Origin of the sequence: uncultured Dysosmobacter sp. (assembly GCF_947631635.1) — a bacterium.
GTDB lineage: Bacteria > Bacillota > Clostridia > Oscillospirales > Oscillospiraceae > Oscillibacter.
Window position 1 is genome coordinate 123,331 of sequence record NZ_CANRMB010000002.1, and the last position, 11,494, is coordinate 134,824.

Here is an 11,494-nt window from a genome sequence, read left to right on the forward strand (position 1 = left end):
TGCTATGAAGCTACTCGTCGTTGGCGGCGGCGGCCGCGAACACGCGATCATTAAGAAACTCAAGGAAAATCCCGAGGTGGAGACCATCTACGCCCTGCCGGGCAACGGCGGCATCGCCCAGGACGCCGTTTGCGTCCCGGAGATCGGCGCCAAGGACATCCCCGCCATCGTGGACTTTGCCAAATCCCACGCCATCGATTTTGCGGTGGTGGCGCCGGACGATCCCCTGGCCCTGGGCTGCGTGGACCGGCTCCACGAGGCGGGCATCCCCTGCTTCGGCCCGGACGCCAAGGCCGCCCGCATCGAGGCCAGCAAGGTCTTTTCCAAAAACCTGATGAAAAAATACGGTATCCCCACCGCCGGCTATGAGGTCTTCAGCGACCCCAAGGCGGCGCTGGAATACCTGAAAAGTGCCTCCTTCCCCATCGTCATCAAGGCCGACGGCCTGGCTCTGGGCAAGGGCGTGCTGATCCCCCAGGATCTTGCCGAGGCGGAGGCCGCCGTCAAAACGATCATGGAGGACAAGGCCTTCGGCGACTCCGGCAACGAGATCGTCATTGAGGAATTCCTCACCGGCCCGGAGGTCAGCGTGCTGGCCTTTACCGACGGCACCGCCATCCGCCCCATGGTGTCCTCCATGGACCACAAGCGGGCCGGAGACGGCGACACCGGTCTGAACACCGGCGGCATGGGCACCGTGGCCCCCAACCCCTATTACACCGCCGAGGTTGCCCAGACGTGCATGGACACCATCTTCCTGCCCACCCTGGCGGCCATGCGGGTGGAGGGCTGCCCCTTCAAGGGCTGCCTGTACTTCGGCCTGATGATCACCCCCGACGGCCCCAAGGTCATTGAGTACAACTGCCGCTTCGGCGACCCCGAGACCCAGGTGGTTCTGCCCCTGCTGAAAACCGACCTGCTGACCATCATGGAGGCCGTGGAGCATGAGACCCTGGCGGACCTGGAGGTCGAGTGGTCCGACAGCGCCGCCGCCTGTGTCATCCTGGCCTCCGGCGGCTACCCCACCCACTATGAAAAGGGCAAGGTGATGACCCTCCCGGCAAGCACCCCCGCCAACGTCACCCTCTATCATGCCGGCGACAAGCTGGACAGTGAGGGCCGCCTGGTCACCAGCGGCGGCCGGGTGCTGGGCGTCACCGCCACGGCTCCCACCCTGAAGGAGGCCTTGGCGGACGCCTATGCCGCCGCCGGGACCGTGGATTTTGAGGGCAGATATCTGCGCCATGACATCGGCCGGCGGGCGCTGGCCGCAATGGAGGAACAGTGATGGTTAGACGCATTTATGTTGAGAAAAAGCCCGCCCTGCGGCAGGAGGCCGCGGGACTTCTGAACGAGCTGCGCTCCCTGCTGGGCATCTCCGCCCTCACCGGCCTGCGGCTCATCAACCGCTACGATGTGGAGGGCCTGGACGACGCCACCTTCTACCGGGCCGTGCAGACGGTGTTCTCCGAGCCCCAGGTGGACGACGCCACCGCCGCCCTTCCTGCCGGGGACTACACCGCCTTTGCCGTGGAATACCTCCCCGGCCAGTTCGACCAGCGGGCGGATTCCGCCAGCCAGTGCATCCAGCTGATGACCCAGGGGGACCGCCCCGCCGTCCGCACCGCCAAGGTCTATCTCCTCTCCGGCGAGCTGACCCCCGCTGAAGTGGACAGGATCAAGCACTACGTCATCAACCCCGTGGAGGCCCGGGAGGCCGGACTGGAGACCGTGGACACCCTGAAAATGGAGTACGACATCCCCACCACTGTGGAGACTGTCTCCGGCTTTACCGCTTTGGACGAGGCGGCCCTCTCCGCCCTGCTGGACAGGCTGGGGCTTGCCATGGACCTGGACGACCTGAAATTCCTCCAGGCCCACTTCCGGGACGACGAGCACCGGGACCCCACCATCACGGAGATCCGGGTGGTGGACACCTACTGGTCCGACCACTGCCGCCACACCACCTTCTCCACCCATATCGACTCCGTGGAGATCTTGGACGGGGAGACAAAGGCCGCCTATGAGCGGTATCTGGCCGCCCGGGAGGAGGTCTACGGCAGAGAAAAAGCCGCTGTCCGCCCCCAGACTCTGATGGACATCGCCACCATCGGCGCAAAGGTGCTGAAAAAGCGGGGCCTGCTCACAAATATCGATCAGAGCGAGGAGATCAACGCCTGCTCCATCCATGTCACCGCCACGGTGGACGGCGAGGAGCAGGACTGGCTGCTGATGTTCAAAAACGAGACCCACAACCACCCCACGGAGATCGAGCCCTTCGGCGGCGCGGCCACCTGCATCGGCGGCTGCATCCGGGACCCCCTGTCCGGCCGGGCCTACGTGTATCAGGCCATGCGGGTCACCGGCTGCGGCGACCCCCGCACGCCGGTCAGCAAGACCATCCCCGGCAAGCTGCCCCAGCGCAAGCTGGCCCAGACCGCCGCGGCCGGTTACTCCTCCTACGGCAACCAGATCGGCCTTGCCACCGGCATCGTCTCTGAGATCTATCACCCCGGCTACATCGCCAAGCACCTGGAGGTGGGTGCCGTGGTAGGCGCTGCTCCGGCTGAAAACGTGGTGCGGGAACGCCCCGCCCCCGGCGACGTGGTGATCCTGCTGGGCGGCCGCACCGGCCGGGACGGCATCGGCGGCGCCACCGGCTCCTCCAAGAGCCACAACCGCAAGTCCCTGACCACCATGGCCTCCGAGGTCCAGAAGGGCAATGCCCCCGAGGAGCGGAAGATCCAGCGGCTGTTCCGGGACGGCAATGTGACAAAGCTCATCAAGCGCTGCAACGACTTCGGCGCGGGCGGCGTCAGCGTCGCCATCGGCGAGCTGGCCGACGGCCTGGAGATCAGTCTGGACGCCGTGCGGAAGAAATACGAGGGCCTGGACGGCACAGAGCTTGCCATCTCTGAATCCCAGGAGCGCATGGCCGTGGTGGTGGCCCCCGAAAACGCCGCCGCATTCATCGCCGCCGCGGAAAGGGAGAATCTGGAGGCCTATCAGGTGGCCGTGGTCACGGAGAGTCCCCGGATGGTCATGAAGTGGAACGGGAACACCATCGTGGACCTCTCCCGGGCCTTCCTGGACACCAACGGCGCGGACAAGCACACCCCCGTGGCTGTGGAGGCTCCCTCCAAGACCGCTCCCACGGTCGTTACCTCCCTGCGGGAGATGGCCGCCAGCCTGCAATGCGCCTCCCGCCGGGGTCTTGCAGAGCGGTTCGACGCCACCATCGGCGCGGGCAGCGTTCTGATGCCCTTCGGCGGCAAATATCAGCGGACCCCCGCCCAGGTGATGGCGGCGCTGCTGCCCGTCCTGCCGGGCCAGGAGACGGAGGACTGCTCCGTCATGGCCTGGGGCTTTGATCCGGAGGCCATGAGCGCCGATCCATACCAAGGCGCATACGACGCCGTCACCGTCTCCCTCGCCAAGCTGGCGGCCGCCGGATGCGACTGCCACCAGGCCTACCTGACCTTCCAGGAGTATTTTGAAAAGCTCCGAGACGACCCCAAGCGCTGGGGCAAGCCCTTCTCCGCCCTCTTAGGCGCGCTGGATGCGCAGCTGGATCTGGGCGTGGCCGCCATCGGCGGCAAGGACTCCATGTCCGGCTCCTTCCTGAATCTGGACGTGCCCCCCACCCTGATCTCCTTTGCCATCGCCCCTGCCAAAGCGGGCGACGTGCTGTCCCCCGAATTCAAGGAGGCAGGCCATCCGGTCTATCTCTTCCAGTCGGACGGCACGGCAGAAAACCAGCAGGCCGTCTGGGAGCAGCTCTCCCGTTTCCATGAGCTGGGCAAGGTGAAAGCCGCCTGGGCCGTGGAGGCAGGGCTGGCCGAGGCGGTCATGAAGATGTCTTTCGGCAACCGCGTCGGCTTCCAGGCCCTGAGCAAGAGCAGCCACGTGTGGTACACGCCCCGTCCGGGCGCCATCGTGGCGGAGCTGGCGGAGGACATCGGCAATGTCCATCCCTGCGGCCTGTGCGCCAAGATCGGCGTCACCACCGCCGAGCCTGTCGTCACCATCGGCGATGACAGCGCCCCCATCGAAGAGCTGCTGGCTCTGAACGAGGGCGTGCTGGAGGACATCTATCCCAACCGCACTGCCGCGGTGCCGGAGGCCGTCCCCGTGCTGGAGGCCCCCGCCATGAGCCGCACCGCCCCCAAGACCGGCATGGCGAAGCCCAAGGTGCTGATCCCCGTTTTCCCCGGCAACAACTGCGAGTACGACAGCGCCCGCTCCGCCATCCGGGCCGGTCTGGAGCCGGAGATTCTGGTGCTGAACAACCAGTCCGCCCAGGGCGTGGCCGACTCCGTGGAGCGCTTTGCCAAGGCCGCTCACGAGAGCCAGATCATCTTCATCCCCGGCGGCTTCTCCGGCGGCGACGAGCCGGACGGCTCCGGCAAGTTCATCACCGCCTTCTTCCGCAATCCGGCGGTGAAGGACGCCACCCACGACCTGCTGAAAAACCGGGACGGCCTGATGCTGGGCATCTGCAACGGCTTCCAGGCCCTCATCAAGCTGGGCCTGGTGCCCTATGGTGAGATCATCGACACCGATGAGACCTGCCCCACCCTGAGCTACAACGTCATCGGCCGCCACCAGTCCAAGATCGTCCGCACCCGCATCGCCTCCAACCGCTCCCCCTGGCTGTCCCGCGTGCAGGTGGGCGACATTGTGAACGTCCCCATCTCCCACGGCGAGGGCCGGTTCCTCTGCTCTCCCCAGCTGCTCCAAAGGCTGGCGGAAAACGGGCAGATCGCCACCCAGTATGTGGATCTGAACGGCGCGCCCACCATGGATGTGGACTTCAACCCCAACGGCTCCGCCTGGGCGGTGGAGGGCATCCTCTCCCCCGACGGCCGCGTCTTCGGCAAGATGGGCCACGCCGAGCGCGTGGGTCCCGCGCTGTACAAAAACGTCCCCGGCAGCTACGATCTGCACCTGTTTGAATCCGCCAAGGACTATTTTGCGATTTAAGATTGCTTTTCCGCAAATTTGTGGTATCCTAGGAAAAATACTTTGAAATGAGGTGGCCGCATGGCATATTTTTTCAGTGAACCCTCTCATACTTTCAGTGAATATCTGCTGGTCCCCGGCTATTCCGATGAAAACTGTATCCCCGCAAATGTCTCCCTCAAGACCCCGGTGGTCAAGTTCAAAAAAGGTGAGGAGTGCCCCCTGACCATGAATGTCCCCATGGTCTCCGCCGTGATGCAGTCCGTGTCCGGCGAAAAAATGGGCATCGGCCTTGCCAAGGAGGGCGGCATCGCCTTCATCTATGTCTCCCAGCCCATCGATCAGCAGGCCGAGATGGTCCGCAAGGTCAAAAACTACAAGGCCGGCTTCGTGTTCAGCGACTCCAACCTGCGCCTGGGCGACACGCTGGCGGATGTGCTGGCGCTGAAGGACCGCACCGGCCACTCCACCATGGCCGTCACCGAGGACGGCACCGGCACCGGCAAGCTGCTGGGCCTGGTGACCAGCCGGGACTACCGCGTCAGCCGCATGGACCCCGCCACCCCTGTGACGGAGTTCATGACCCCCATCGAAAAGCTGATCTACGCCCCCGAGGGCACCAGCCTGAAGGAGGCCAACGACATCATCTGGGACCGGAAGCTCAATGCCCTGCCCATCGTCTCCAAAGACGGCCATCTGGTGAGCTTCGTGTTCCGCAAGGACTATGACTCCCACAAGGGCAACCCCCTGGAACTGCTGGACGCTCAAAAGCGCTATGTCGTCGGCGCGGGCATCAACACCCGGGACTACGCCGAGCGTGTCCCCGCCCTGGTGGAAGCCGGAGCGGACGTGCTGGTGATGGACTCCTCCGAGGGCTACTCCGTGTGGCAGAAGCGCTGCCTGGAGTGGATCCGCCAGCACTACGGCGACACCGTGAAGGTGGGTGCCGGCAACGTGGTGGACGGCGAGGGCTTTCGCTTCCTGGCGGACGCGGGCGCCGACTTCGTGAAGATCGGCATCGGCGGCGGCTCCATCTGCATCACCCGGGAGACCAAGGGCATCGGCCGCGGCCAAGCCACCTCCGTCATCGACGTGGCGGCGGCGCGGGACAAGTACTTTGAGGAGACCGGCGTATATGTGCCCATCTGCGCTGACGGCGGCATCGTGCAGGACTACCACATCACCCTGGCCCTGGCCATGGGCGCGGACTTCTGCATGCTGGGCCGCTACTTCTCCCGGTTCGACGAATCCCCCTCCGCCAAGGTCCTCATCGGCGGCAGCTATATGAAGGAGTACTGGGGCGAGGGCAGCGCCCGCGCCCGGAACTGGCAGCGCTATGACCTGGGCGGCGCGGCAAAACTCTCCTTTGAGGAGGGCGTGGATTCCTATGTCCCCTATGCCGGCGCCCTGTCCGACGGCATGGCAACCACCCTGGCGAAGGTCCGCTCCACCATGTGCAACTGCGGCGCTCTCACCATCCCCGAGCTGCGGGAGAAGGCCAAGCTGACGCTGGTCTCCTCCGTCTCCATCGTGGAAGGCGGCGCGCATGATGTGCTTCTGAAGGATACTACCAACAGCGGTAATCAGAGAAGCTAAAAGTACGTTCAGTCCGCCGCCTTCCACATCGTGCGTCAGCACGTCCAAGTGTTTTGCATCGGCAAAACCTTGAACCGGGCGGGCTTTGCCTGCCCGGTCAGATCCTATGCTGGGCCCCCGCGGGACCTGTCCCGTGGGGTGCGGCGGCGCGCACGATGTATTGCTGAAGGACACCACCAGCGGCGGTAATCAGAGAAGCTAAAAGTACGTTCAGTCCGCCGCCTTCCACATCGTGCGTCAGCACGTCCAAGTGTTTTGCATCGGCAAAACCTTGAACCGGGCGGGCTTTGCCTGCCCGGTCAGGTCCTATGCGGGCCCCCGCGGGACCTGTCCCGTGGGGTGCGGCGGCGCGCATGATGTGCTTCTGAAGGATACCACCAACGGCGGTAATCAGAGAAGCCGATCTGACCTCCTTGGGGCATCGTTCTGCTGTAAAGATAGACCGGACAGGTGGAGTCTGTCCGGTCTAGTGCCGCCTTGGCCTCTCCTGTGGTCTTTTAACGCTTCCGGCAGAAATTGTTTATCATTTAACTTTTCAAAAAGGCTTGTATTTTGGGGCAAAAGCTCTATAATAGACATGTTGTATAATCGTTTACTTGTAAACAGGAGTTATCAAATCATGCATAAAAAGCCTCGTATCTTAGTTGTCGGCAGCTTTGTCATGGATGTGATCGCCACCACGGAGCGCATTCCAAGAGCCGCACAGACCGTTTATGGAAAGTCCTTCCATATGGCCCCCGGCGGCAAAGGCGCTAATCAGGCGCTGCAATGTGCCCGTTTGGGCGCAGAAGTGACCATGATGGGCTGTGTGGGCGACGACCTTTTTGGAGAAAAGCTGCTGGAAACGCCCCGGAACGCCGGTGTGGATGTCAGTCATGTGCTGGTCCGGCGGGGCATCTCCTCCGGCGTGGGCCATGTGACTCTGGAAGTCACGGAACACACCGCTCAAAACCGCATCGTGGTCATCCCCGGCGCCAACCTGACTCTGACCGCAGAAGAGGTCGCCTGGATCAAGGATGAGATCCATACATACGATATGGTCCTGCTCCAGCTGGAAATCCCGCTGGAGGTGAACCGGACCGTGGCCCGGTGGGCCAAGGAGGCCGGTGTCCCGGTGATGCTGAACCCTGCCCCCGCCACCGACCTGGACGACGAGCTTTTGAGCCTGGTCACCTATCTGACCCCTAATGAGCAGGAGGCCTCCACAGAGACTGCCCTGCCGCTGCGGGCCGACGAGACCGGACTGTGCCGGGATGACCTGCAAAAGATCGCCGCAGCCCTGTGGGCCAAGGGCGTGGAGAATGTCATCATCACACTGGGCGGTCATGGCTCCGCCGTGGTGGAGGGCGATTCCATCCACTATGTGCCCTGTGTTCATATGAATCATGTGGCGGACCCCACCGCCGCGGGGGATTCCTTTGTGGGCGCCCTGTCCGTCGGCCTGACGGTGGGTCTCTCCCGGGAGGAGTCGCTGGCCTTTGCCAGCCACACCGCCGCCATCACGGTATCCCGCATGGGGGCCATGCCCTCTCTGCCCACGCTGGCGGAGGTCATCGCTCTGTTGAAGGAGCGGGATTACCAGGGCTTTGACCTGTCCGTGCTGGACATCCTGCAATAGTCAGGACCACCCGTATAACGGGTGGCCTGCACTCGCCCCTATAAGGGGCTTTTACTGGCAAAGCCTAAAGGCTTTCGAATTTTATTTCTACTGCATCTGTGCCCTGCTGCCGATTTTTATCGGCGGTGGGGTGCAGTCTTTTTCGTCTCTCCGAGACTTTTTCTTGCTTGGGTTCTTTTCATTTAGTTCCAATGTCTATATTCGTGCTTGTACTCAACCTGGTTGCTTTCTTTGGTCTCTTTTCTTCTCATTTTTCTCCGCATAGGCTTAGCCTTTTTAGAACCACGGGCATAGCCCGTGGTTTTCATTTATACAATAAAAGCAGCGCCGGAGGCCTCCGGCGCTGCTTTTCTGTTTTGTAAGAAAGTCGTAAGAATTTTGTCCGCCTTTTCGTAAGAAACCTCTGATAGGCTTCCTTCAAAAGGAGGCGCTTTCATGGACCGCAAGCAATTAAAGCTTTTCGCCGCAGCCTGCATGATCTTCGACCATGTTGTCCGTATTTTTCCGCTCTACCGGCTGTTCTCTCCCCTGTCCGACGCGCTGTGGGCCGCTGGGAGGGAGACAGCGGCGAACTGGGTCATCGACGACCTGACTCTGGGACTGATGTTCATCGGCCGTCTGGCGGCGCCCATTTTCGTCTACGGCATCGCCATGGGCTTTCTCTACACCCACGATGTCAAGCGCTACCTCCGCCGCCTGCTGGTGACGGCAGTCATCGCCCAGGTTCCCTACACCCTTTTTGATCTGGCAGAAATGCGGCGGTGCTATGGCATCGCCGGGGATTGGCGGGACACTGGGCTGAACATTCTCTTCACCCTGGCGCTGGGGCTGGCGGCGCTGGCGGTATTGGAACACTGCCGCCAGCGCCAAAAGCTCTGGCTGGGCCTTCTCGCCGCCGCGGCGGCCCTTGTGCTGGGCAGGAGCATCCCCATGGAGGGCGGGAAAGGGTACATCCTCCTGATCTTCGTCTACTACTTCGCCCGAAACCTCTCCTGCTGGCAAAAAGCCCTGCTGTTCATCCCGGCAGTGATGCTCTCCCGGTGGGGCCTGGTGTGGTGGGCTGTCACCGAACAGTCCGCCGGGGCGGTGCGAAACTGCCTTTTGAAGGTCCTGGGCAATTATCTGGGGATGCTGGTGACGCTGGCGGACAGCGGAGAGAAGGGACAGACCGGCAGAGCCTTTCAGTACGGCATGTACGCCTTCTACCCGCTCCATTTTGCGGTGCTGTCCCTGGTGGGGTTTCTGCTTCCCCCCCTGGCATGACAAAACAGGCTCTCCCCTCCGGGAGAGCCTGTCTGTCCTCAATCCAGCGGCGTCAGCTCGCCGGTCTCTGTGTTGATGACATAGCCCTTGATGACCACGTCCCTGGGCATCAGCGGATGGTTCCGCAGCAGGTCCACAGTCTCCTCCACGGAGGACTCCACACTGTCAAAGCCCCGGAGCCACGCCTCAAAGTCGATGCCGCAGTAGCGCATCATATCAATGTGGTCCTGGGAGACGCCCCGCTGGATCAAATGCCGGATCATCATGTCCGCGTTGATACCGGATACGCCGCAGTCCGTATGGCCGATGACCATGACCTCCTCCACGCCCAGCTCGATGATGCCTACCAGCAGGCTCCGCACCGCGCTGTCAAAGGGACCGGTGATCATGCCGCCCGCGTTTTTGATCATCTTCACATCGCCGTTCTTGATGCCCAGCGCCGCGGGAAGCAGCTCCACCAGGCGGGTGTCCATGCAGGTCAGGATGGCGATTTTTTTATCGGGGTATTTACTGGTAGCAAATTTTTTGTATTCTCCGCTTTTGACAAACTCCCGGTTATAGGCCAGCATCTGGTCAATCATAGTCATTTTCCTTTCCTGTTTTTGACTCTATGATACCGTATCCGCCGGCAAAATTCAACGCCCCTTTCATCGTTTGCCCTGATATGCGCTTATTTTTTTACCGTCCGCCGAGGTAATGGAAAATTGCTGAAAACAAATCGGGTGTCTCAGGAGGAACCTGCCTGATCGACCGGAAGTCAGCAGATCCGTGAGGCGGATGCCTTGCAATTGACACGCCATGCTCCAGTTTCCAAGAGGCGAATCGCCTGCCAATGAAACGCCGTTTCTGTCGCACTCAAAAGCACCCGCTTTTCTGTGGGATCATCCAGAACCGTGCAAATGATTTTTCTCTCTTCTCCGCTGCGTTTTTCCGCCGGATGTGCTATAATCAAATCACTTGAAACGTGATCAATTCACTTTTCAAGTGTCACAGCGCATATGCGCTGTGACAGGCCGCGGACCGCGGCCTTGATTGGAATTTCATCGTCAACCGCTGTGCGCTCTACGCACAGCGGATATTGCCCGCTTGAAAAAAACGTGCGTTTTTTCAAGTTCATGGACGATACAATATCCGTATCAGCGTTAAGGAGGCTCGTTTTATATGCGGCTGTTATGCTTTGGGGACTCCAACACCTATGGCTATGATCCCTGCTCCTATCTGGGAGACCGCTATCCGGCGGACATCCGCTGGACGGATGTGCTGGCAGCGTCCACCGGGTGGGAGGTCCTGAACGCCGGGCAGAATGGACGGGAGATCCCCCGCCGGGCTTCGGAACTGGCGCAGGCAGAGCGGCTTTTGGCAGGTGCCGGGCCCCTGGACCTGCTGGCGGTCATGCTGGGAGACAACGACCTGCTCCAAAACCCGCGCCTCACCGCCGCGGACATTGCCGGACGCATGGAGTCCTTTCTGCGCCGCCTGTCGGAGCAATATCCCCTCCTGCTGATCGCGCCGCCGCCCATGAGGCCCGGCGCCTGGGTCATGGAGGAGCGGGTCCTAACGGAGTCCGCCAAGCTGGGAACAGCCTATGAGCCGCTGGCGCGGCGGCTGGGCATTCGGTTTGCCGACGCAGGCCCCTGGAACGTGGAACTTCTCTTTGACGGCGTGCACTTTTCAGAGGCAGGACACCAGACCTTTGCCGCCCGAATGCGGACGGTGCTGGAGAATACCTGCGGTCCGGAACGCCCCTGAACCATCATAAGCGCGAAAAGAGCCAGCGCGCACTGCGGATGCAGTGCGCGCTGGTCTCTCTGTGGGATCACTCCGTGTCCCCGCCGATATACGTGAACCGCTGGTATGTCACCCCGTCCCGGGTGACGGTCTCGTTCCACATGGAGGCCGGACGCACCCAGATGCCCCGCTCCCCATATAACGCGCGGTATACCACCATGGGCTCCAGGGTCTCTGAATGGGTAGCGGTGTACAAGACCTCATACTCCCTGCCCTTAAAATGGCGATAACGGCCCGGGCGGATGCTCTCATGTTCCATGACGTTCC

The 11,494-nt window shown here is 62.0% G+C and carries 8 protein-coding genes; 6 read left to right on the forward strand and 2 right to left on the reverse strand.

The features are described from left to right. Window positions 1-4: 4 nt before the first annotated feature. From purD to Q0Z71_RS02310, 5 genes are all read left to right on the forward strand, one after another. Window positions 5-1,288 carry a phosphoribosylamine--glycine ligase gene (gene purD / locus Q0Z71_RS02290; protein ID WP_298017662.1) on the forward strand — a complete coding sequence of 428 codons (1,284 nt, stop codon included), beginning with the start codon at window positions 5-7 and terminating at the stop codon, window positions 1,286-1,288. Then, window positions 1,288-4,983 (forward strand): phosphoribosylformylglycinamidine synthase, encoded by a 3,696-nt coding sequence (locus Q0Z71_RS02295; RefSeq protein WP_298017664.1) that lies wholly within the window; start codon window positions 1,288-1,290, stop codon window positions 4,981-4,983. Before purD ends, Q0Z71_RS02295 begins: the two co-directional genes overlap by 1 nt. Window positions 4,984-5,043: 60 nt before the next feature. Further along, window positions 5,044-6,558, forward strand: a complete 1,515-nt coding sequence (locus Q0Z71_RS02300; protein WP_298017666.1) for an IMP dehydrogenase — start codon at window positions 5,044-5,046, stop codon at window positions 6,556-6,558. Window positions 6,559-7,177: 619 nt separating this feature from the next. Further along, the gene (gene rbsK, locus Q0Z71_RS02305) at window positions 7,178-8,176 is read left to right on the forward strand and encodes a ribokinase (RefSeq protein WP_298017669.1); all 999 of its coding nucleotides are present in this window, start codon (window positions 7,178-7,180) and stop codon (window positions 8,174-8,176) included. Between the two features lie 435 nt (window positions 8,177-8,611). Then, on the forward strand, window positions 8,612-9,439 hold the full coding sequence (locus tag Q0Z71_RS02310; protein ID WP_298017671.1) for a TraX family protein: 828 nt from the start codon (window positions 8,612-8,614) through the stop codon (window positions 9,437-9,439). A gap of 38 nt (window positions 9,440-9,477) precedes the next feature. Here Q0Z71_RS02310 and Q0Z71_RS02315 read toward each other — a convergent pair whose 3' ends face one another. Continuing rightward, a complete protein-coding gene (locus Q0Z71_RS02315; RefSeq protein ID WP_298017674.1) occupies window positions 9,478-10,020 on the reverse strand; it encodes a carbonic anhydrase in 543 nt (180 codons plus the stop codon). Window positions 10,021-10,600: 580 nt separating this feature from the next. On the opposite strand from Q0Z71_RS02315, the gene Q0Z71_RS02320 reads away from it, so the two are divergent. Beyond that, entirely contained in the window at window positions 10,601-11,188 is a 588-nt protein-coding gene (locus Q0Z71_RS02320) for a GDSL-type esterase/lipase family protein (RefSeq protein WP_298017677.1), read from the forward strand. A 67-nt stretch (window positions 11,189-11,255) separates the two neighbouring features. Here Q0Z71_RS02320 and Q0Z71_RS02325 read toward each other — a convergent pair whose 3' ends face one another. Further along, entirely contained in the window at window positions 11,256-11,486 is a 231-nt protein-coding gene (locus Q0Z71_RS02325) for a DUF1653 domain-containing protein (protein ID WP_298017679.1), read from the reverse strand. Between the last annotated feature and the right edge of the window lie 8 nt (window positions 11,487-11,494).

Bases quoted from the DNA above. Each gene is read 5' to 3' on its own strand.
- Q0Z71_RS02320 (WP_298017677.1), top strand. From the start codon at position 10,601: ATGCGGCTGTTATGCTTTGGGGACTCCAACACCTATGGCTATGATCCC.
- rbsK (WP_298017669.1), top strand. From the start codon at position 7,178: ATGCATAAAAAGCCTCGTATCTTAGTTGTCGGCAGCTTTGTCATGGAT.
- purD (WP_298017662.1), top strand. From the start codon at position 5: ATGAAGCTACTCGTCGTTGGCGGCGGCGGCCGCGAACACGCGATCATT.
- Q0Z71_RS02295 (WP_298017664.1), top strand. From the start codon at position 1,288: ATGGTTAGACGCATTTATGTTGAGAAAAAGCCCGCCCTGCGGCAGGAG.
- Q0Z71_RS02325 (WP_298017679.1), bottom strand. From the start codon at position 11,486: ATGGAACATGAGAGCATCCGCCCGGGCCGTTATCGCCATTTTAAGGGC.
- Q0Z71_RS02310 (WP_298017671.1), top strand. From the start codon at position 8,612: ATGGACCGCAAGCAATTAAAGCTTTTCGCCGCAGCCTGCATGATCTTC.
- Q0Z71_RS02300 (WP_298017666.1), top strand. From the start codon at position 5,044: ATGGCATATTTTTTCAGTGAACCCTCTCATACTTTCAGTGAATATCTG.
- Q0Z71_RS02315 (WP_298017674.1), bottom strand. From the start codon at position 10,020: ATGATTGACCAGATGCTGGCCTATAACCGGGAGTTTGTCAAAAGCGGA.